This window comes from Micromonospora sp. ALFpr18c (assembly GCF_008868155.1).
GTDB lineage: Bacteria > Actinomycetota > Actinomycetes > Mycobacteriales > Micromonosporaceae > Micromonospora.
The window spans coordinates 21,371-42,291 of record NZ_WBKR01000019.1 but is presented as its reverse complement, the minus strand read 5'-3'; the positions used below and the strand labels follow the sequence as shown (position 1 = coordinate 42,291).

At 71.8% G+C, this 20,921-nt stretch carries 23 protein-coding genes; 18 read left to right on the top strand and 5 right to left on the bottom strand.

Translation table 11 applies throughout. From position 1 onward, the window contains the following. Positions 1-89: 89 nt before the first annotated feature. On the bottom strand, positions 90-752 hold the full coding sequence (locus tag F8271_RS06370; protein WP_151488714.1) for a PadR family transcriptional regulator: 663 nt from the start codon (positions 750-752) through the stop codon (positions 90-92). A 310-nt stretch (positions 753-1,062) separates the two neighbouring features. Here F8271_RS06370 and nadD point away from each other — a divergent pair, with 310 nt between their 5' ends. The 5 genes from nadD (at position 1,063) to F8271_RS06345 (ending at position 4,482) form a co-directional block, all read left to right on the top strand. Beyond that, positions 1,063-1,659, top strand: a complete 597-nt coding sequence (gene nadD / locus F8271_RS06365; RefSeq protein ID WP_151488713.1) for a nicotinate-nucleotide adenylyltransferase — start codon at positions 1,063-1,065, stop codon at positions 1,657-1,659. 110 nt (positions 1,660-1,769) lie between these two features. Next, a complete protein-coding gene (gene rsfS / locus F8271_RS06360) occupies positions 1,770-2,177 on the top strand; it encodes a ribosome silencing factor (protein WP_007464025.1) in 408 nt (135 codons plus the stop codon). Continuing rightward, the gene (locus F8271_RS06355) at positions 2,174-2,803 is read left to right on the top strand and encodes a histidine phosphatase family protein (protein ID WP_151488712.1); all 630 of its coding nucleotides are present in this window, start codon (positions 2,174-2,176) and stop codon (positions 2,801-2,803) included. Before rsfS ends, F8271_RS06355 begins: the two co-directional genes overlap by 4 nt. 46 nt (positions 2,804-2,849) lie before the next feature. Next, entirely contained in the window at positions 2,850-3,704 is an 855-nt protein-coding gene (locus F8271_RS06350; protein ID WP_151488711.1) for a DegV family protein, read from the top strand. 4 nt (positions 3,705-3,708) lie between these two features. Then, positions 3,709-4,482 carry an SDR family NAD(P)-dependent oxidoreductase gene (locus F8271_RS06345; RefSeq protein ID WP_151488710.1) on the top strand — a complete coding sequence of 258 codons (774 nt, stop codon included), beginning with the start codon at positions 3,709-3,711 and terminating at the stop codon, positions 4,480-4,482. Positions 4,483-4,537: 55 nt separating this feature from the next. Here the strand turns inward: F8271_RS06345 and F8271_RS06340 are convergent, their stop codons facing one another. Continuing rightward, positions 4,538-4,729: a GntR family transcriptional regulator gene (locus F8271_RS06340; protein WP_255473646.1), complete on the bottom strand. Its 192-nt coding sequence runs from the start codon at positions 4,727-4,729 to the stop codon at positions 4,538-4,540. Between the two features lie 275 nt (positions 4,730-5,004). Between F8271_RS06340 and F8271_RS06335 the strand changes: the two genes are divergently transcribed. From F8271_RS06335 to F8271_RS06310, 5 genes are all read left to right on the top strand, one after another. Beyond that, entirely contained in the window at positions 5,005-5,208 is a 204-nt protein-coding gene (locus tag F8271_RS06335) for a hypothetical protein (protein ID WP_151488708.1), read from the top strand. Positions 5,209-5,440: 232 nt separating this feature from the next. Further along, on the top strand, positions 5,441-6,247 hold the full coding sequence (locus F8271_RS06325; protein WP_151488707.1) for a ComEA family DNA-binding protein: 807 nt from the start codon (positions 5,441-5,443) through the stop codon (positions 6,245-6,247). A 74-nt stretch (positions 6,248-6,321) separates the two neighbouring features. Further along, positions 6,322-8,640 (top strand): ComEC/Rec2 family competence protein, encoded by a 2,319-nt coding sequence (locus F8271_RS06320; RefSeq protein WP_151488725.1) that lies wholly within the window; start codon positions 6,322-6,324, stop codon positions 8,638-8,640. A 166-nt stretch (positions 8,641-8,806) separates the two neighbouring features. After that, positions 8,807-9,787: a DNA polymerase III subunit delta gene (holA, locus tag F8271_RS06315; protein WP_151488706.1), complete on the top strand. Its 981-nt coding sequence runs from the start codon at positions 8,807-8,809 to the stop codon at positions 9,785-9,787. After that, entirely contained in the window at positions 9,784-10,206 is a 423-nt protein-coding gene (locus F8271_RS06310; RefSeq protein WP_151488705.1) for a hypothetical protein, read from the top strand. Before holA ends, F8271_RS06310 begins: the two co-directional genes overlap by 4 nt. Positions 10,207-10,367: 161 nt before the next feature. Here F8271_RS06310 and rpsT read toward each other — a convergent pair whose 3' ends face one another. Together rpsT and F8271_RS06300 are read right to left on the bottom strand one after the other, a co-directional pair. After that, positions 10,368-10,634, bottom strand: a complete 267-nt coding sequence (rpsT, locus tag F8271_RS06305; RefSeq protein ID WP_109818418.1) for a 30S ribosomal protein S20 — start codon at positions 10,632-10,634, stop codon at positions 10,368-10,370. A 147-nt stretch (positions 10,635-10,781) separates the two neighbouring features. After that, positions 10,782-11,831 (bottom strand): phosphotransferase, encoded by a 1,050-nt coding sequence (locus F8271_RS06300; protein ID WP_151488704.1) that lies wholly within the window; start codon positions 11,829-11,831, stop codon positions 10,782-10,784. Here F8271_RS06300 and F8271_RS06295 point away from each other — a divergent pair. The 8 genes from F8271_RS06295 (at position 11,830) to F8271_RS06260 (ending at position 19,609) form a co-directional block, all read left to right on the top strand. Further along, complete coding sequence (locus F8271_RS06295) at positions 11,830-12,366, top strand: DUF4240 domain-containing protein (protein ID WP_151488703.1); 537 nt, start codon at positions 11,830-11,832, stop codon at positions 12,364-12,366. The genes F8271_RS06300 and F8271_RS06295 overlap by 2 nt on opposite strands. Before the next feature lie 115 nt (positions 12,367-12,481). Further along, positions 12,482-14,359, top strand: coding sequence for a translation elongation factor 4 (gene lepA, locus F8271_RS06290; protein WP_151488702.1), 1,878 nt, complete (start codon positions 12,482-12,484; stop codon positions 14,357-14,359). Between the two features lie 261 nt (positions 14,360-14,620). Next, entirely contained in the window at positions 14,621-14,905 is a 285-nt protein-coding gene (locus F8271_RS06285; RefSeq protein WP_151488701.1) for a GlsB/YeaQ/YmgE family stress response membrane protein, read from the top strand. 429 nt (positions 14,906-15,334) lie between these two features. Continuing rightward, positions 15,335-15,619 (top strand): GlsB/YeaQ/YmgE family stress response membrane protein, encoded by a 285-nt coding sequence (locus F8271_RS06280; protein WP_151488700.1) that lies wholly within the window; start codon positions 15,335-15,337, stop codon positions 15,617-15,619. Positions 15,620-15,842: 223 nt separating this feature from the next. Then, positions 15,843-17,129 carry a sugar ABC transporter substrate-binding protein gene (locus F8271_RS06275; protein WP_151488699.1) on the top strand — a complete coding sequence of 429 codons (1,287 nt, stop codon included), beginning with the start codon at positions 15,843-15,845 and terminating at the stop codon, positions 17,127-17,129. After that, positions 17,126-18,112: a carbohydrate ABC transporter permease gene (locus F8271_RS06270; protein ID WP_151488698.1), complete on the top strand. Its 987-nt coding sequence runs from the start codon at positions 17,126-17,128 to the stop codon at positions 18,110-18,112. Before F8271_RS06275 ends, F8271_RS06270 begins: the two co-directional genes overlap by 4 nt. Next, entirely contained in the window at positions 18,109-18,939 is an 831-nt protein-coding gene (locus F8271_RS06265) for a carbohydrate ABC transporter permease (RefSeq protein WP_151488697.1), read from the top strand. The genes F8271_RS06270 and F8271_RS06265 overlap by 4 nt, the downstream gene beginning before the upstream one ends. Before the next feature lie 28 nt (positions 18,940-18,967). Then, complete coding sequence (locus tag F8271_RS06260) at positions 18,968-19,609, top strand: MOSC domain-containing protein (RefSeq protein ID WP_151488696.1); 642 nt, start codon at positions 18,968-18,970, stop codon at positions 19,607-19,609. 86 nt (positions 19,610-19,695) lie between these two features. On the opposite strand, the gene F8271_RS06255 is transcribed toward F8271_RS06260, so the two are convergent. Further along, positions 19,696-20,547, bottom strand: a complete 852-nt coding sequence (locus tag F8271_RS06255; RefSeq protein WP_370461869.1) for a hypothetical protein — start codon at positions 20,545-20,547, stop codon at positions 19,696-19,698. Between the last annotated feature and the right edge of the window lie 374 nt (positions 20,548-20,921).

The window sequence follows — 20,921 nt, the reverse complement described above, 5'->3', positions numbered from 1 at the left end:
GTTGCCGCTTCGGGCCGGGCGCCTTCCCAGGTGTCGGTTCGGGGTAAGGGCTCCGGCGGGGTGTTGGCGCACCCCGCCGGAGCCGTCCGTCAGTCGGTGGTGTCGGCGCTGTCGGGGCCGGTCCTCTCCGCCAGCTCGGTCAGTTCGGCCGGCATCTCGCCGGTCTCGTGGAAGGCCCGCCACGTGTCCAGCCCGGGATAGCCGCCCGAGGTCAGCTCGGCGAGCAGGGCCCGCAGCCAGGTCGTCTCCGCAGCCCGCAAGGCCAGGTCGTACTCCGATTCCACGAGGAACAGTCGGGGGACCTCCCGCAGGTGGGTGTCGAGCGTCTCGCGGTCCCGGCGGAGCGCGTCGTCCAGCCGGTCGAGCCGCTGCCGGAGCAGGTCGACGGCCTCGTCGGGGTGCAGCGCGGCGAGCACGGACAGCCCGGCGCGGAAGCGGGGATGCTCCGGCATCGGGGTGGAGACCAACTCGCGCGCCCAGTCGACCAGCTCCGCCCGCCCCACGTCGGTGATCCGGTAGACGGTGCGTTCCGGGCGTCGCCCCTCGCGCAGGCTCTCGACCGCCTCGACCATGCCGTGTTTGTCCATGTTGCGGATGACCGTGTAGAAGGAGCCCCACTTGATCTCCATGTCCTGGTCCTTGCCCCAGGCGGGCAGTGTGGTGGCGATCTCGTACGGGTGCATCGGCCGCTGGACCAGGGCGGACAGCACGGCCAGCGCCAGCAGATTGCCGACCTTGCGCCGCTTCGGCACGACACCCTCCCCGCCTCGTCGACGATTACTTGTCGACGAGTATATGCCGGCGCGCCCCCGCGCCGCGACCCCCGCGCCGCGCCGCCCGGAGGTGATCGACTCGCTGTCGATGAAGGCGGGGTGTCCGGGCCGCTGCGGTGCACCGGTTTCCGGGAAACCGAGTCGATCACGGCGGGAAGGTCGGATCGACCGGCGCGAGGCGGGCCGGCGCGCGCCCCTCGCCGGGCCGGCGCGCGCCCCTCGCCGGGCCGGCGCGCGCCCCTCGCCGGGCCGGAACAGTGGCCCCGGACGCCCGGCCTACGATCACTGGGTGGAGGAAGATATCCGGCGGATCGGGATCATGGGTGGCACCTTCGACCCGATCCACCACGGGCACCTCGTCGCGGCCAGCGAGGTGGCCGACCGGTTCGGTCTGGACGAGGTGGTCTTCGTCCCCACCGGGCAGCCGTGGCAGAAGGCCGACGAACCGGTCAGCCCCGCCGAGGACCGCTACCTGATGACGGTCATCGCGACCGCCTCCAACCCCCGCTTCCAGGTCAGCAGGGTCGACATCGACCGCAGCGGCCCCACCTACACCGTCGACACCCTGCGCGACCTCCAGGCCGAGTACGGCCCCAAGGTGCAGCTGTTCTTCATCACCGGCGCGGACGCGCTGCAACGCATCCTGTCCTGGAAGGATCTGGACGAGATCTTCGAGCTGGCGCACTTCATCGGGGTGACCCGGCCCGGCTTCCCGCTGACCGACAAGCACCTGCCGGCGGACACGGTCAGCCTGATCCAGGTGCCGGCGATGTCCATCTCGTCGACCGATTGCCGCGCCCGGGTCGCCCGGGGCGAGCCGGTCTGGTATCTGGTGCCCGACGGTGTGGTGCAGTACATCGCCAAGCGGCGTCTCTATCAGCCCTGATCGTGCCCGATATGGGCCGTTACGGGTGCCTAACCGACCAGAACTGACAGGTCGAGGCGTCGGCGGGTATGAGACGCTTGGAGGATCGCACGGTTGATCGAAGGAGAACGGTGACAGTTTCCGAACGCGCTCACGAGTTGGCGATCGCCGCCGCCCAGGCCGCCGCCGACAAGAAGGCGCAGGACATCGCGATCATCGACGTCGGCGACCAGCTCGCCATCACCGACGCGTTCCTGCTCGCCGCCGCCCCCAACGAGCGTCAGGTGCTGGCCATCGTCGACGCCATCGAGGAGCGCCTGCTGGAGCTTCCGGAGAAGGCGAAGCCGATCCGGCGCGAGGGCGAGCGGGGTGGCCGCTGGGTGCTGCTCGACTACGTCGACATCGTGGTGCACGTCCAGCACACCGAGGAGCGCGAGTTCTACGGGCTCGACCGGCTCTGGAAGGACTGCCCCACCATCCCGTTCGTCGACCGCGACCTGGTCGAGGCCGACGCCGGCGGGACCGCCGCAGCCGAATGACCCGGCTGATCGTCTGGCGGCACGGCAACACCGACTGGAACGCCGCCAACCGTGTCCAGGGGCAGACCGACGTACCCCTCAACGAGCTGGGCCGCGACCAGGCCCGCGCCGCCGCGCCGCTGCTCGCGGCGCTGCGGCCCGACGCCATCGTGGCCAGCGACCTGAGTCGCGCCGCGGAGACCGCCGCCGCGCTCGCCGCGCTGACCGGGCTACCGGTCCGCTCCGACGCCCGGCTGCGCGAGCGGCACTTCGGTCGGTGGCAGGGCCTGCACCTCACCGAGGTCGCCGAGATGTTCCCGGAGGAGTACGCCCGTTGGCGGGCCGGCGACCCCGATCCGGGCGCGGATCTGGAGCCGCTGCACGACCTCGGTGACCGGGTCGCCGCCGCCCTGCGGGACGCGGCCGACGCGGCACCCGGCGGCACCGTGGTGATCGCCACCCACGGCGGCGGTTCCCGGCAGGGCGTCGGGCACCTGCTCGGTTGGGACTCCGGTGTGCTGCGCAGCATCGGCTCCCTGGCCAACTGCCACTGGACCGAGCTGCGGCACGACGACGTCCGGGGCTGGCAGCTGCGTGCCCACAACGTCGGCCTGGTCACCGTCCCGGCCGTCGCCGACGCGGTCTGAAATCTCGCCTCGGCGTTCGACGCCTCGATCGGCTAGCGTGCCGGGCATGCCCGTCGCGGTCGTCATCGACTCCACCGCCTACCTCTCGCCCGAGTTGGTGCAGGCGCACCGGCTGACCGTCGTCCCGTTGACCGTCGTGCTCAACGGCGCGGAAGGGCTGGAGGGGGTGGAGATCCACCCGGCCGACGCCACCCTGGCGCTGAGCGGCCGGCGGGTCACCGCGTCGACGTCCCGGCCGGCGCCCGAGCAGTTCGCCCGGACGTACCGCCGACTCCTCGACGACGGCGCCGACGGCGTCGTCTCGGTGCACATCTCCGCCGGCCTGTCCGGCACCGTCGAGGCGGCCCGCCTCGCCGCCGCCGACTTCGACGGCCGCGTCGAGGTCGTCGACAGCCGCTCCACCGGCATGGGCCTCGGCTTCCCGGCCATCACCGCCGCGACGGCCGCCGAGGCCGGCGCCGACCTGATCGGGGTACGCGACGCCGCGCTCGCCGCCGTGGACCGGACCACCGTCTGGTTCTACGTCGACACGTTGGAGTTCCTCCGCCGGGGTGGCCGGATCAACGCGGCCGAGGCGCTGCTCGGCACCGCCCTGTCCGTCAAGCCGATCATGCACATGCCGGACGGGGCGATCGTGCTGCGCGAAAAGGTCCGCACCGCCAGCCGGGGCGTGGCCCGGCTCGTCGACCTGGCCGTCGAGGCGGCCGGGGACGACGACGTGGACCTCGGCGTGCACCACCTGGCCGCGCCGCAACGAGCCGAGGCGCTGCTCGCCGCGTTGACCGAGCGGTTCGGTGCCCGGCTGCACGACACGTACGTCTCCGAGGCGGGCGCGGTGGTCGCCGCCCACGCCGGCCCGGGGTTGGCCTGCGTGGTCGTGCACCGCCGGCCAGGAGACTGAGCCGATGCCCACCTCGTGCGTGGTCACCGGAGGCGGCCGTGGCGTCGGCCGGGCCGTCGTGCAACGGCTGGTCGCGACGGGTGCCACCGTCGTCGTCGTGGAGCGCGACGCCGCCGCCGTCGACTGGCTGACCGCAGACCCGGCCGCCGACCGACTTGTCGCCGTGATCGGCGATGCCGGCGACGAGCGGGTCGCCGAGCGCGCCGCCGAATTGGCCGAACGCGCCGCCCCGCTGACCGGCTGGGTCAACAACGCGGCGGTGTTCCGCGACGCCGCGCTGCACGCCGCGTCGGCCGACACGATCCTCGACCTGATCGGGCTGAACCTGCGCCCCGCCACGGTGGGCGCCGCCGTCGCCGTCCGCCGGTTCCTCGCCGCCGGCACCGGCGGAGCGATCGTCAACGTCTCCTCGCACCAGGCCCGCCGGCCCGTGTCCGGCGCCCTGCCGTACGCCACGGCGAAGGCGGCCGTGGAGGGGCTGACCCGTGCGCTGGCCGTCGAGTACGGCCGGCACGGCATCCGCGCCAACGCCGTCGCGCTCGGCTCGATCGCCACCGAACGGCACGCCGAGTTCCTGGCCGCGCAGGAACCCTCCCAGGCCGAGTGGATCGACGCCGAGCTGAACCGGCTGCACCCGGTGGGCCGGATCGGGCGGGCCGACGAGGTGGCGGAGGCCGTCGCGTACCTGCTGTCACCGGCGGCGAGCTTCGTCAACGGCGTCATCCTGCCGGTGGACGGGGGACGGGCCGTCCTCGGCCTCGACCCGGAGGCCCGCTGACCGTCCGAGGCGTTGGAATCGGCGGACCAGGCGGGCCTGACCACCCTCGGCAGGTCTAGCTGTCGGCGACGAAGACGCCTTGCCCCTGCTGACCGTAAACCAGGTTCCGGTCGTGCAGCTCCTTGACGGCTCGGTAGGCCGTGGAGCGTGCGACGTTGTAAAGCTCGCCGATCTCGGACACCGACGGCAGTTGTTGGCCAGGCGAGTATTCGCCCGAGCGGATCTTCTGCTCGATGTCGTCCGCCACCCGGCGGTAGTGCGGTGGTCTCGTCGGCATGGTCGGCTCTCCTGGACTTCAGCGGAGATCATGTTTCCAGCCCGGCCGCGATCGAGACAAGGCGGCAACGCAGCAAAGTGGAGATAGTGAGAACTTGACTACAGTGAGACACTGGATACAGTGAGACAGTGATCGGATGCTCCTGGACTTCAGCACTCCTGAGCCATCCGGTCTGCCCGCCCCGAGAGCCGCAAGGAGGTGTCCCTCAGGGCGGGCTACGTCGATTCGCGCGGAAGGTGCCGACCATGCCAATCGATGAACCGGTCTCCACAGCGACCGAACTGTTCATGGCCCAGCGGGTACTGGATGCCCACTGGAAACGGGCAACCGACCGGCCGTGGCGAGCAGGCGGCTGCCTGGAGTGCCGAGAACACAACGACTGCCGGCAACTCGACTGGGCGTTGGCGCTGATGGCCGACGTCGCCTCGGTCATGTTGCAGAAGCCGTGACTGATCCAGCCCGCGCCGCCGGCGAACACGGTGGTCGTGGCTTCTACTTCTTCGATCCGGCGGGGCACGCCATCGAGATCATCACGCGGCCGTACCTGTAGCAGCTCTGATCGACGCACCGCCTCCCTAGCAGATCGGAGCATGATCAGGGCGTTGTCCACAGTGGCGTCGGTTGTCCACAGGGTGAGGTCACCGCGCCCCGCCGGGCCGTCCGCCGCCATAGCGTCGGGCCGTGTCGCACGACGAGGAGACAGAGGTACGCCAGCGCCTGCACCGGCTCACGGAGCCGCCGGGCGCTCTGCCGTCGTCCCGGCCGGGAGCGCCGCCCGCTGGCGTACCCCTTGTTGGTGTGTCGTCCGCGCAGCCGGAGGCGGGCGTGGCGTCGGACGGTCCCGTGGCCCAGCCCACGCCGCGGCTGTCCGGGCCGGGAGCGTTCGACCCGGGGCGGCGTGGGGTGCGCGCGTTGGCCGTCGTCGCCGTGGTGGTGGTGTTGGGCGCGGCCGGCTGGGCCTGGCGGTCCCGGCCGCACGCGGAGCCGGTCGCCCCGCTGGCCGCTGAGGCGGTGCCCGCGACCTCGGCGGGTGCCCCCGAAGCGTCCAACGCGGGTGAGCTGGTGGTGGCGGTCGCGGGCAAGGTCCGCAAGCCCGGGTTGGTACGGCTGCCGGCCGGGTCGCGGCTGGCCGACGCGGTGCAGGCGGCCGGCGGTGCGCTGCCCGGCGTCGACGTGGCGCTGCTCAACCCGGCCCGCAAGGTCACCGACGGCGAGCTGATCGTCGTCGGGGTGACGCCCCCACCGGTGCCGGGCGGTGCGGCGGCCCCGGCCGCGGGTGGGGCGGCGCCCGCGGCCGGGCCGCTGAACCTCAACACCGCCACCCTCGCCCAACTCGACGCGCTGCCCGGGGTCGGGCCGGTGCTCGCCCAGCGCATCCTCACCCACCGCGAGCAGCACGGCGGGTTCAAGGCCGTCGGCGACCTGCGCCAGGTCGACGGGATCGGGGATGCCCGCTACGAGCAGCTCAAGGATCTGGTGACGGTGTGAGCAGGTCCGGCTCGTCACCGCCCGTCGCCGAGGCGCAGCCCGCACCACCGGATCTGCGGCTGGCCGGGCTGGCCATGGCCGTGTGGCTCACCACGCTCGCCGGCCTGCATGTCGGCAGCCGCCCGCTCCTGCTGGCGGCCGGGACGGCGGCCGTCCTGACCTCGTGCGGCGCCCTGCACCTGGTTGGCCGCCTCGGTCAACCCCGCGCCGCCACCCGCCGGTACGGCTGGATCGCCGTCGCGGTCGGCCTCGGGCTGGTCTGCGGCGCGGCGGCCACCACCGCCCGGCTCGCCGTCCGGGACGCGCCGCCGATTCGTGCCCTGGCCGAGCAGCGCGCCCCGGTCACGGCCGATCTGATCGTCCGGGACGATCCGCGTCCGATCCGTTCCGCCGGACGTCCCGGCATGCTGCTGGTGTCGACCGAGCTGACTCGGCTCACCGGCCCGGACGGCCGGCGGGTCCGCGCGCCGGTGCGGCTTCTGGTCCTGGCCACCGACCCGGCCTGGCGAGGGTTGCTCCCCGGGCAGCGCCTCACCGCCGACGGCCGCCTCGGCCTTCCGCGCGGCGGTGACCTGACCGGTGCGGTGCTCAGCACCAACGGCCCGCCCGTGCGACAGGGTGCGTCGTCGTGGGCGCAGCGCGCCGCCGGGACGCTGCGTGCCGGCCTGCAACGGGCCTGCGCGCCGCTCCCCGACGATCCGGGCGGGCTGCTGCCCGGGCTGGTTGTGGGAGACACCAGCCGGTTGCCGCCCGCCGTCGAGGAGGACTTCCAAGCCACCGGCATGACGCACCTGAACGCCGTCTCCGGCTCGAACGTGGCCATCGTGGTGGGTGCCGTCCTGCTGTTGGCCCGGTGGGCGCGGGCCGGCCCGTGGCTCGCCGCCGGGCTCTGCGGGGTCGCGCTGGTCGGTTTCGTCATCCTGGTCCGCCCGTCACCGAGCGTCGTACGGGCCGCCACGATGGGGGCGATCGGGCTCGCCGCGCTCGCCGCCGGCCGTCCCCGGGCGGCTCTGCCGGCGCTGGCCGCCGCGATCACCGTGCTGGTACTGGTCGACCCGGAGTTGGCCGGCGATCCCGGGTTCGCGCTGTCCGTACTGGCGACGGGTGGTCTGCTGCTGCTCGCACCGCGCTGGCGGGACGGGCTGCGGCGGCGGGGCGTTCCGCCCGGGGTGGCCGAGGCGTTGGCCGTTCCCGCGGCCGCGCAACTGGCCTGCGGGCCGGTCGTCGCCGGGATCTCCGGCACCGTCAGCCTGGTGGCCGTGCCGGCCAACCTGCTGGCGGTGCCGGCCATCGCGCCGGCCACCATCCTGGGCGTGGTGGCGGCCACCGTGTCGCCGATCTGGCCGGCCGGCGCCGAGTTCGCGGCGTGGCTGGCCAGTTGGCCAGCGTGGTGGCTGGTCGTCATCGCCCGCCACGGCGCCCGGCTGCCGGGCGGCACCCTGCCGTGGCCGGGCGGGGTGCCGGGTGCTCTCCTGCTGGCCGGGCTGACCGTCGCGCTGCTGGTCGCGGTGCGACGGCCACTCGTACGGCGACTGGTCGCGGTGGTCGGTGTCGCCGCCGTGCTGGGCGCCCTTCCGGTCCGGCTGGTGGCTGCCGGCTGGCCGCCGCCGGGATGGGTCGTGGTGGCCTGCGCGGTGGGCCAGGGCGACGCCCTGGTGCTGCCGGTCGAACCCGGTCGGGCCGTGGTGGTGGACGCCGGGCCGGAGCCGGGCGCGGTGGACGGCTGCCTGCGTCGACTCGGCGTACGGGAGGTGCCGCTGCTGGTGATCAGCCACTTCCACGCCGACCACGTGGGGGGAGTGGCCGGGGTGTTCCGGGGGCGACGGGTGGGTGCCGTGCTGATGCCGCCGTCGGCGGAGCCGGTGGAGGGGCGGGATCTGGTGCGCGCGGCGGCGACCGGTGGGCGGGCCACGCTACTGACCACCGTGGCCGGTGCTCGTCATCCGGTCGGTGGCGTCGACCTGCTGGTGCTCGGCCCGCCGTACCCACTGGCGGGCACCAGGTCCGACCCCAACAACAACTCGCTGGTGCTGCGTGCCACGGTCGCCGGAGTGCGGATCCTGCTGCCCGGCGACGCGGAGACCGAGGAGCAGCACGCGATGGTGGCGCGGGCGGCGCCCGGTCAGTTGCGGGCGGACGTGTTGAAGGTCGCCCACCACGGTTCGGCGTACCAGGATCTCCGGTTCCTCGACGAGGTGCGGCCCTCCGTCGCGCTGGTGCCGGTCGGCGCCGGTAACACCTACGGGCACCCGAACCTGGGGCTGCTCACCCGGCTCAGCAGGGGCGGTGCCCGGGTGTTGCGGACCGACACCGACGGCGACGTGGCGGCGATCCGCTCGGGCGACGGCCTGGCCGTGGCCCGTCGAGGGGTGCTACCTGGGCACCGACCATGAGCCGGCCGGGGAAGGGCGGTGGAAATTGCACACCACCGAAGCAAATGGCGGGTGTATTGCCAATTAGATGGTTAATTGAGGTGAATGTCTGGATTTGCACTGTGTGCGGGCTACGCCGACTGAGCGCCGAATGACCAGGCACGATCGCACCCCGGGCCGTGCGAATATGGGCGGCGTGACCCCCGCCAGCCTCGCCCCCATTCTGCTCGTCCTCGGCGACGAGGAACTGCTCGCCACGCGCGCGGTCACCGAAGCTGTCGCGAAGGTTCGCGGCGTCGACCCCGAGGTGGACGTCCGTGAATACCAGGCCAGCGCGCTCACCGTCGGCGAGATCGCCGAGATGCTCAGCCCGTCACTGTTCGGCGGTCGGCGGCTGCTGATCCTGCGCTCCGGCCAGGACGCCCGCAAGGACCTGGTCACCGCCCTGCTGGCGTACGCGAAGAACCCCGACCCGGACGTGCAACTGCTGGTCCTGCACCTGGGCGGCGCCAAGGGCAAGGCGTTCGCCGACGGGCTGCGGGCGGCCGGCGCGACGGTCGTCCCGGCGGCCAAGCTCAAGGGGCACCGCGACCGGGTGGCCTTCGTCCGGGACGAGATCCGCCGGGCCGGTGGCAAGTGCACCGACGACGCCGCCGAGGCCCTCATCGCGGCCGTCGGCAACGATCTGCGCGAGTTGGCCGCCGCCTGCTCCCAACTGGTCGCCGACACCGACGGGCGGATCGGCGCCGACACGGTCTCCCGCTACTACCGGGGCCGGGTCGAGGTGACCGGCTTCACGGTGGCGGACGCCACCATGGTCGGCGACGTGCCGGCCGCGTTGGAGGCGCTGCGCTGGGCCCTGCACGTCGGCGTCGATCCGGTGCCCATCGCCGACGCCCTGGCCGACGGGGTGCGCACGGTGGCCCGGGTGGCGTCGGCCGGGCGGGGCAACCCGTACCAGCTGGCCAGCAGCCTCGGGATGCCCGCCTGGAAGATCGAGCGGGCGCAGCGGCAGGGCCGAGGCTGGACGCCGGAGGGCCTGGTCCGGGCCATGCAGGTCGCCGCCGAGTGCAACGCGGCGGTGAAGGGCGGCTCCGACGACCGGGCGTACGCCCTGGAGCGCGCCGTCTTCTCGGTCGCGGCGGCCCGGCAGGGCAGCACCCGGTGACGGGGCCGAACCGCACGGCGTGGGCCACCATCCCCGCCGAGGAGGAGCGTTACCGGCCGCTGTACGCCCGACTCCTCGGCCTGCGGTTCGTCAACCCCGGGGGAGTGCTGTGCTTCCTCTTCTTCGAGGGTGCCATCGCCCTGGCGGTGCTGCTCGCCCTCGCCGAGCTGGTCACCTGGTGGTCGGTGCTGGTGCTGCCCGCGGTGGTGGCGGCGATGGTCAAGCTCAACGACATGGTGGCCGCGGTCGTGGTCCGGTCCGCCGCGCTCGTGCCCGAGCAGGAACGGGACCGCTTCCGCCGGCAGATGGAACCGGTCGTCGGCCGCGCCCGAGTCGAGTGGATGCCGCACAGCGTGACGGGCGTGGTGATCAGCGCCGACCCCGTGCCGCCGCCCCGCCACCCCGACCCGTCGGACTGACTCCGACCGGCCCACCGGCACTCGCGCCGGCTGCGGGCACTCCCGCCCCGGCGGCGACCACGCCTACCGGCACTCCCGCCCCGGCGGCGGACACCCCTACAGACACACGGAAGCCCCGGACCGGGGTCCGGGGCTTTCCGAATCAGTCTGACGGTAGATCGTCAGGCGGACAGCGCCACCACGCGCTTCGCGATCGCGGACTTGCGGTTCGCGGCCTGGTTGGAGTGGATCACGCCCTTGCTGACGGCCTTGTCCAGCTTGCGCGAGGCGTCCTGCATGAGCGCGGTGGCCTTCTCGACGTCACCGGCCTCGGCAGCCTCGTTGAACTTCCGGACGGCGGTCTTCAGCGACGACTTGACCGACTTGTTGCGCAGCCGGGCCTTCTCGTTCTGCCGGTTGCGCTTGATCTGGGACTTGATGTTCGCCACGCGACAGCCTCGTCTTGATAGCTCGGGTTGGTCAGCTTGTGCGCTGGATGACGAACATGCGTCATCGCTGCGCGAAGAGCCAGGTTACCAGGTCGCCCCGGACGAGCCAAAACGGCTCGGCCCGAACCGCGTCCGCCCGGGCCGCTGTCACCGCCAGCCCTGGCGGTGGGCGAGCCAGTCGAGCGCCTGCTCGCCGCTCCACCGCTGGTGCGCCGACCGGTGCGGCGAGGCCGTCACCGGTGCCGCCTCGGCCCCGGTCAGGTAGTAGCCGGCCAGCGCGGCCAGCGTGGCGTCGAGCGCGTCCGGGGGTGCGTCCGCGCACGCCGGGTGCGCGGCGAAGAGCCGGTCCGCGTCCAGCCCGCCGGCGTACGCGGTGAGCAGCAAGCCGGCCAGATCCCACCAGGGCGGCCCGTGGCAGAACCAGGTCCAGTCACAGAACCAGGCCCGGCCGTCCGCGCCGATCAGCACGTTGTCCACCCGCAGGTCGCCGTGGATCAGCCCGGTCGCCGCGGCGGCGTACCCGGGCAGGCGGGACTCCAGCGCCACCAGCTCGGCCAGCCGGCCCCGCGCCGGTGCGGGCATCGGGGGTGACGGCTCGCGTCCGGCGGCGACCTCCTCCCACCAGAGAATGTCCGAGCGGGCCAGGTCGGCCAGGTGCGGCAGGCCGAGCGCGGTCAGCGGGGCCGGCGGGTCGGCCAGCGCGGCGGCGACCTGCGCGTACCCGGCGAGCGTGGCGTCCAGCTCGGCCACCGTCCAGGGCAGGCGTGGGGTGTGGCCGTCGACGGCGTCGGTGCAGAGCACGAACCAGCCGGCCTCGGACAGGCTCCACCGGAGGCGGGGCGCCGGCAGGCCGGCCGGCAGCCGGTCCAGGATCGCGGCCTCCCGGGCGTACCCCTCGACCAGGTGCGGTTGCTCGGCGGCGGGTGCCGCCTTGACGAAGGCCCGACCACCGTCGGCCGTGCTGAGCACGGCGGCGAAGCCCCGGGTGAAGCCGGCGCCGGCGACCCGGACGGCGACCACCGGCGCGCCGAGCCGGTCGGCGACCGCGGCCCGCAGCGCCGCCGGCAGCGCGGGCCACGACGGGCGCAGCGCGCTCGCGTGGTACGGCACCGGAGGCAGCGGCGTGGGGGACACCCCACCATGCTGCCCCGGGGTGCGTGCGCGACGCGCGGCGACACTGCCAGACTGCCAAGCCATGAGGACCGAGGACTTCTGGCAGCTGATCGACCAGGCGCGGGCCGGCGGTGGGGGAGAGCCCGGCCCGGTGGCCGCGCGGGCCGTCGCGCTGCTCACCGAGCGCGACCCGGAGGACATCGTCGGGTACGCCCGGCACCAGACGCGGGTGCTGGCCGCCTCGCACAAGGCGGACCTGTGGGGCGCCGCCTACCTGATCAACGGCGGTGCCTCGGCGGACGGGTTCGAGCACTTCCGGGGCTGGCTGATGACGCAGGGGCGGGCGGTCTTCGCCGGCGCGGTCGCCGATCCGGACTCGCTGGCCGAACTGCCCCAGGTGCGGGCGGCCGCACTCAGCGGGGAGGAGTTCTCCGCCGAGCAGATGCTGTCGGTGCCGTGGGACGCGTACCGCAAGGCCACCGCGACGGAACTGCCGGCGGACCGCGAGCCGGTGCGCACACCGGACCTCAACGACTTCTGGGACTTCGACGACGAGGAGGAGGCGCGCCGGCGGCTGCCCCGGCTGGCCGCGCTCTTCGTGGAGCCGCCGCCGGAGTGAGGTCCCCGGGGCCGATCCGTCGCCCGCGCAGTGGGCGCACCCCGGCGGCGTGGGAACATGGAGGGGGTCGGCGGCGCGCCGGCCTGTTCACGTCAGCCGACCAGAACGGACCGCTGTGCCACCGAAGCTCGATCCCGGCGCGAACGCCCCTGGTGCCACCGACCCCGGTCGCATCCGGAACTTCGGCATCATCGCCCACATCGACCACGGGAAGTCGACCCTGGCCGACCGGATGCTGCAGCTCACCGGCGTGGTCGACCCGCGGCAGATGCGCGCCCAGTACCTGGACCGGATGGACATCGAGCGCGAGCGCGGCATCACCATCAAGAGCCAGGCCGTTCGCATGCCGTGGACCATCCGCGAGGGCGAGCGGGCCGGTGAGCACGCGGTGCTCAACATGATCGACACCCCGGGGCACGTCGACTTCACCTACGAGGTGTCCCGGTCGCTGGCCGCCTGCGAGGGGGCCGTGCTGCTGGTCGACGCCGCGCAGGGCATCGAGGCGCAGACCCTGGCGAACCTCTACCTGGCCCTCGAGAACGACCTGCGCATCATCCCGGTGCTCAACAAGATCGACCTGCCGGCCGCCCAGCCGGAGAAGTACGCCGAGGAGCTGGCCCACCTCATCGGCGGTGACCCCGCCGACTGCATCCGGGTCTCCGGCAAGACCGGCGAGGGCGTGCCACACCTGCTCGACGAGATCGTCCGGCAGTTCATCCCGCCGGTCGGCGACGCCGAGGCGCCCGCCCGGGCGATGATCTTCGATTCGGTGTACGACGTGTACCGCGGCGTCGTCACGTACGTCCGCGTCATCGACGGCCGGATCAGCGCCCGCGACCGGATCAAGATGATGTCCACCGGCGCGGTGCACGAGCTGCTGGAGATCGGCGTCATCTCGCCGGAGATGGTGAAGGCCGAGGCGCTCGGCGTCGGCGAGGTCGGCTACCTGATCACCGGCGTGAAGGACGTCCGGCAGTCCCGGGTCGGTGACACGGTCACCATCAACAGCCGGCCGGCCGCCGAGCCGCTGGGTGGCTACAAGGACCCGAAGCCGATGGTCTACTCCGGCCTCTACCCGATCGACGGGTCCGACTACCCGAACCTGCGCGAGGCACTGGACAAGCTCAAGCTCAACGACGCGGCCCTGGACTACGAGCCGGAGACCTCCGGCGCGCTCGGCTTCGGCTTCCGCTGCGGCTTCCTCGGCCTGCTCCACCTGGAGATCATCCGGGAGCGCCTGGAGCGCGAGTACAACCTCGACCTGATCTCCACCGCGCCCAACGTGGTGTACCGGGCGATCACCGACGACGGCGCCGAGATCGTCGTGACCAACCCCAGCGAGTACCCCACCGGCAAGATCGCCGAGGTGTACGAGCCGGTCGTACGGGCCACCGTCCTGACGCCCAACGACTACGTGGGTGCCGTGATGGAGCTGTGCCAGGGCCGGCGCGGCACCCTGCTCGGCATGGACTACCTGTCCGCCGACCGGGTGGAACTGCGCTACACGCTGCCCCTCGCGGAGATCATCTACGACTTCTTCGACCAGTTGAAGAGCCGTACCAAGGGGTACGCGTCGCTGGACTACGAGCCCTCCGGCGAGCAGGCGTCCGACCTGGTGAAGGTGGACATCCTGCTGCACGGCGAGCCGGTCGACGCGTTCAGCGCCATCGTGCACAAGGACAAGGCGTACAACTACGGCGTCACCATCGCCGCCAAGCTGCGTACCCTCATCCCGCGCCAGCAGTTCGAGGTGCCGATCCAGGCGGCCATCGGCAGCCGGGTCATCGCCCGGGAGACCATCCGCGCGATCCGCAAGGACGTGCTCGCGAAGTGCTACGGCGGTGACATCAGCCGTAAGCGCAAGCTGCTGGAGAAGCAGAAGGAAGGCAAGAAGCGGATGAAGATGGTCGGCCGGGTCGAGGTGCCGCAGGAGGCGTTCATCGCCGCCCTGTCGTCCGACTCCGGTGACGGCAAGGCCGCCGGAAAGAAGTGACCCCGGCACCGGTGCGTCGGCTCTGAACCGGCGGCCCGTGGAGGAATTTTTCCGGCACCTGTCGGGGATCCAAGGCCCGACGAGATGGCCTCCTACCTGTGGGGACGCGCCCGGGCGCCAACCGACGCACCCTCCGAGCATCGACGTCTGACGCTGTCGCCTGACGTGAGTCGGTTTGGATTTTTGGCCGGCCGGGCACTTAGCCGCCACGACAGGAAGCACACACACCGTGTGTCAGACATTCGTTGAAGGAGGGCGACCGTGGAGCTCACCGTGTGGGGCATCATCACTGCGCTCGTTGTTGGTCTCATCGTCGGCGCGCTCGGCCGCCTGGTCGTCCCGGGTCGGCAGAACATGCCCATGTGGCTGCACATGCTGATCGGTGTGGGCGCCGCCCTGCTGGGCACCGTCCTGGCCCGGGCCATCGGCATCGCCACCGAGACCAACGGCATCGACTGGGGCGAGCTGCTGGTGCAGGTCGTCGTCGCGGCCATCGCGGTCGCGCTGGTGGCCGGTGTGGGTCGCCGTCGCAGCGTCACCCACTGACACCCGCAACACCCCGTACCACCGCGACACTTCGATGGGCGCCCGACCGACAGGTCGGGCGCCCATCGGCGTTCCTGCCCGTGCGCCCCGCCTGCCGGGCCGCCCGGGATAGGCCGCCCAGGATCGGCCGTACGGGAGGGCGGTGGCCGACGAGAGCCTCGGCCCCGCGGGCGCGCTCATGATCGTGCTGGACCCATGAAGTAGTGGCCTCGGTGGGCAGACGAGGCCACTACTTCCATGTTCGAGCGCGATCTTGGGCGGGCCACCGCGATCGTGGGCGGGCGGGGAGCGCGGAACCTGCCCAGGTAGGCCAAGTCGTGATCGTCTGGTGGACAAAGTCGGTTTGGATTTTCCGCCGGTCGGGCACTTAGCGGTCACGACAGGAAGCACACACATCGTGTGTCAGACATTCTTAGAAGGAGGGCGACCGTGGAGCTCACCGTGTGGGGCATCATCACTGCGATCGTTGTTGGTCTCATCGTCGGCGCGCTCGGCCGCCTGGTCGTTCCGGGCCGGCAGAACATGCCGATCTGGCTGCACCTGCTGATCGGTGTGGGCGCCGCCCTGCTGGGCACGGTGCTGGCGCGGGCGATGGGTATCGCGACCGAGACCGCCGGCATCGACTGGACGGAGCTGCTGGTGCAGGTCGTCCTGGCGGCCATCGCGGTCGCGCTGGTGGCCGGTGTGGGTCGTCGCCGCAGCGTCACCCGATAACAACCCGGTATCACCTGGTTGCATCGCACTGCATGGAAAGAGCGTCCGGCCATCGGCCGGGCGCTTTTTCGTGCTGGAGTGCCCGACTTCGGCCCGATGTCGCGGCGTCACCGCTCGGGCTGCTGCGGTACGGTCGCGACACCTCCCACTGTCGTAAAGGAATTCTTCGTACTAAGGTGCGGCGGAGAAGGTTAGTTCCAGGCGGCGCGAGGGGAGAAGTGGCGTGAACAGGTGGAAGCGGCTGGCCCCGGTCACCGCCATGGTGGCCTCGGCCGCGATGGTGCTGACCGGTTGCGGGGGCTCCGGTGACGAGGCTGCCGACGACAGCAAGCTCACGGTCTGGATGATGGGCGAGGGCGGCGAGGCGCAGAACGCCTTCCTCGACGGGGTCGAAACCGAGTTCCGCCAGAAGCACCCCGACACCGACGTGGTGGTGCAGTACATTCCCTGGCTCGAGGCGCCCAAGAAGTTCCAGGCCGCGCTCGCCGGGGGCGAGGGGCCGGACATCACCGAGCTGGGCAACACCGAGACCCAGGGCTGGGCGGCCCAGGAGGCGCTCGCCGACGTGAGCGGGCGGATGGGCGGCTGGGCCGACAGCAAGGATCTGCTGCCCGACCTGGTGCGCAACGCGCAGCTCGACGGCAAGCAGTACGGCGTGCCGTGGTACGCGGGCGTGCGGGCCATCTACTACCGCACCGACTGGTTCGCCGAGGCCGGCGTGCAGCCGCCGAAGACGTGGGACGAGCTGGTGACCGCGGCCAAGACCGTGCAGGCGAAGAAGCCGGGCACCTACGGCATCGCGCTGCCGGGCAACTCCGAGCTGCCCTTCTACTCCTTCCTCTGGGGCGCCGGCGGCGAGATCGCCAGCAACCAGGGCGGCACCTGGAAGTCCGGCTACACGACGCCGGAGGCGCAGCGGGCCGTCAAGTACTGGACCGACCTGGTGACCGTGCACAAGGTGGCCCCGCCGGCCGCCGCCGGGTGGAACGAGATCGACGCGCGCACGCAGTTCGCCACCGGCAAGGCCGCGATGGCGTTCGCCGGCAGCTGGCAGCAGGGTGCCATCAAGAAGGACAACCCCGAGATCGAGAAGGTCTGGGGCACGTTCCCGATCCCCGGCCCGGACGGCAAGGCCGCGCCCGGTTTCGCGGGCGGCTCGGACGTGGCGATCTGGAAGGACAGCGAGCGTCAGGACCTGGCCTGGGACTACCTGACCGTGCTGCTGAACAAGAAGAACTCGCAGAGCTTCGCGAGCAGCCTCGGCTTCTTCCCGGTCTACCAGGATCTGGTCGCCGGTGACACGTACGCCAACGACAAGGTGATGGCGGCGTTCGCCACCACCATGCAGAACACCAAGCTCACGCCGCTCACCCCGAAGTGGGTGGAGGTCAGCCGGACGAAGACGGTGACCCAGGCGATGAACAGCTCGGTCATGAAGGGTCAGAAGACGGTCGAGAAGGCCACCGCCGACGCGGCCGCCGAGATGGAAAGCATCCTCAACGCCAAGTGACCACGCTGACCGAGGTGCCGGAGAACGCCGCCGCGCGGGAGACCCCCGCGCGGCGGCGTCGCCGGGTGGACCGCCTGCCCTACCTGCTGCTCCTGCCCGCACTGGTGATCATCGGGGTGTTGCTGCTCTGGCCGCTCGGCCAGGTGGTGACGATGTCCTTCTACCGCCTCAACAGCGTCCGGCAGTTGCGCGGCGACCGGGAGTGGCCGTGGGTGGGGCTCGGCAACTACGCCGACATCCTCTCCGACCCGTTCTTCCTGACCGTGCTGCGCAACACGGTCCTGTTCGCCGCGGCCAACGTGCTGCTCACCATGGTCCTCGGCACCCTCGTCGGGCTGCTGCTGAACCGGCTCGGTCGCAAGATGGCGACCTTCGTGGCCAGTTGCGTGATGCTCGCCTGGGCCACCCCGGCGCTGACCGGCACGATCGTCTGGAAGTGGATTTTCGACGACACGAGCGGCCTGGTCACGTGGCTGTTCAACGCGCTGCCGGACGGGCTGTCCAACGCCCTGTTCGGTCGTAGCGACTGGACGGGTTACGGCTGGTTCAACTCGCCGCTGCTGTTCTTCGCCATCCTCACCCTGGTGGTGGTGTGGCACTCGTTCCCGTTCATCGCGGTGAGCGTGCTCGCCGGCCTGAAGAGCGTGCCGAGTGAGTTGCACGAGGCGGCCCGGGTGGACGGCGCCAGCCCGTGGCGGGTCTTCTGGAAGATCACGTTCCCGCTGTTGCGCCCGGTCTTCGGGATCCTGATCGTGCTCTCCACGATCTGGGACTTCAAGGTCTTCACCCAGCAGTTCGTGCTGGCCGGCGGCACCCAGGACCGGCCCACGTTCATGCTCTCCATCTACTCGTACGCCGAAGCCTTCTCGCCGCCGCCGAAGTACGGGCTCGGCGCGGCCATCGCGGTGATCCTCACGCTGATCCTGCTCGTGGTGACCGGCTTCTACGTACGGATGGTGCTCAGGCAGGAGGACGAGTCGTGAAGAAGGTCGCCCTCAACGTCGCCGGGCTGCTGGTCGCGCTCTTCGCGGCGTTCCCGGTCTACTGGATGATCTCCACCTCGCTGAAGCCGAGCAGCGAGATCTTCTCGTCGACCCCGCAGCCGGTGCCGGCCCACCCGACGTTGGCGCACTACCGGGAGATCCTGACCGGCAACCTGATCCCGGGTGTGAGCTTCCTCGACTTCTTCCTCAACAGCGCGATCGTCGCGATCTCGACGGTGGTGCTCAGCGGCCTGGTCGCCCTGCTCGCGGCGACGGCGGTGGCCCGGTTCCGCTTCAGGCTGCGGACCAGCTTCCTGATCATGCTGCTCGTGGTGCAGATGATTCCGCTGGAGGCGCTTGTCATCCCACTGTTCCTGATGATCCAGCGGCTGGGGCTCTACAACACCCTGCCCAGCCTGATCCTCACGTACCTCGGCTTCTCGCTGCCGTTCGCGGTCTGGATGCTGCGCGGCTTCGTCGCCGCGGTGCCCAAGGAGTTGGAGGAGGCGGCGGCGATCGACGGCGCCAGCCGGGCCCAGACGTTCCGGCGGGTGCTGTTCCCGCTGGTCGCGCCCGGCCTGGTCGCCACCAGCATCTTCTCCTTCATCACCGCGTGGAACGAGCTGATCTTCGCGTTGACGTTCATCAACGACCAGGGTCGCTACACGCTGCCGGTGGCGATGACCTTCTTCTTCGGCCGCGACGACACCAACTGGGGACCGGTCATGGCCGCCTCCACCCTGTTCACGCTGCCGGTCATCATCTTCTTCCTGCTGGTGCAGCGACGGATGGTCTCCGGCCTCGTCGCCGGCGCAGTCAAGGGCTGAGTGCTGCCCCGCCGTTAGGCTGACCGTCATGACGGGCAGGGTGGCAGCGGTGAACCTCGGGATCGTGACCGAGGCGGAGTGGGCCGGCGACGCGAGCGGTCGTACCGGCATCGACAAGCGGCCGGTCGACGGGCCGGTGCCGGTGCTCGTCGAGGGCCTCGCCGGCGACTTCATCGGCGAGCGGCCCGTGCACGGTGGGGCGGACCAGGCCGTCTACGCGTACGCCGAGGAGGACGCCGCGTGGTGGTCGGCCGAGATCGGCCGGACGATCCGTTCGGGGGGCTTCGGCGAGAACCTGACCACCTACGCGGTGGACGTGACCGGGGCGGTCATCGGCGAGCAGTGGGCGGTCGGCACGGCACTGCTCCAGGTGACGATTCCGCGCACCCCGTGCACGACGTTCGCCGGCTTCTGGGGGGTGCCGGACCTGATCCGGCGCTTCACGGTCCGCGCCAGCCCGGGGGCGTACCTGCGGGTGCTGCGCGAGGGTGAGGTGGGCGCCGGCGACCCGGTCGAGGTGGTGGAGCGTCCCGCGCACGGGGTCACCATCGGCGAGGTGTTCCGGGCGACCACCCTGGAGCCGGAGTTGCTGCCCCGGCTGCTCGACGCGGAGGACCTGCCGGAGCGGATCCGGGAGAAGGCCCGCCGCCGGCTCGCCGGTCGCGGCTGACAAACGAGGTCCTGATCAATTGGGCGTCCTGCGGTGTAATGCCCGATTGTGCGGTGACTGCCGGTTACATGCGAGATCCGGGCGCCTCACCCCTCGGCGAAGACCTCCGCCAGCACCTGCCCGACCGGGCCCCGCTCGCCGTCGACCGGCCCCCAGGTGCCGTCCCGGGCGGTCCACTCCAGGTCGCCGAAACGGACCCACTTCACGCCGTGGTCCTGGGCGTGCGAGACCAGCCAGTGCGCGTACCGCCAGCCGTCACGCTGGTCGGCCGCGGGCACCGTCAGGCCGATCTGGTCGCCCGGGTCGGCGCCCGACAACCCCCAGTCCAACTTCAGGTTGCGGGTCAGCTGCGCGGCCGCGGCCGCGCCACGCATCACCGGGGTACGCCCCACGGTGCAGGCGACGGCGCTGGTGGCCTCGCCCAGCAGCGCCCTGCTGAGCACCTCGGACTCGTCGGCCCACTTCTGGTACGCCTCGGGGAACGCCGAGCGCTGCACCCGCTGGGCGGCGTCGGTGACCCGCATCTCCTCCCAGCCGCGCACCTTCTTCAGCGCCGCGTAGAAGCGTTTCGCCGCGTACCGCGGGTCGCGGATCTGCGCCTCGGTGCCCCACCCCTGACTCGGCCGCTGCTGGAACAGTCCGACCGAGTCGCGGTCGCCGTCGGCGAGGTTGCGCAGCCCCGACTCCTGGTACGCGGTGGCCAGTGCGACCACGACGGCCCGCTCGGGCATGCCGCGCTGCGCCCCGATCGCCGCGATGGTCGCCGCGTTGGCCATCTGGTCGGCGTCCAACGCCACCCGGCCGTCGGCCTGGACGGTGCACTTGCGCGCCAGGGGCAACTGGAGACGGTCGCCGGCCTGCCGCACGACGAGCCAGATTCCGATCACGGCGATGAGGATGAGCGCCACTCCGCCTGCCACGGCTGTCCGAGTTCGCACCCACACCCCCTGGTCGACACAGTTCGACAAGCGTACGTCGCCGTTGGTGTCATCCGGGTCGTCCGACCGGATCGGGGTCGGCTCTGCCGGCGCGTACCGATCGGGACCTTCCCGCTTCCGCGCCGATCTCACCTGCCGCAGCCGCCCTGTCTCCCGCGTCACCGGACCGGGCTCGGCGGGAGCGATTGACTCGGGCCGTTCACTCCTGCTGGAAGGCGTGAGGCCCTGCTGGCGCTCGTGACCCACATCGTCGTCATGCCGGGAGAGAAGTTCGCGCCCGGTCGGATCGTGCCGGTGCCGAGGTGGAAGAAGCTGGAAGTGTAGAGACGCGGCAAGGCCCCCAGCCAGTCGGCGCCGGGGGCCTTGCGCGGTAG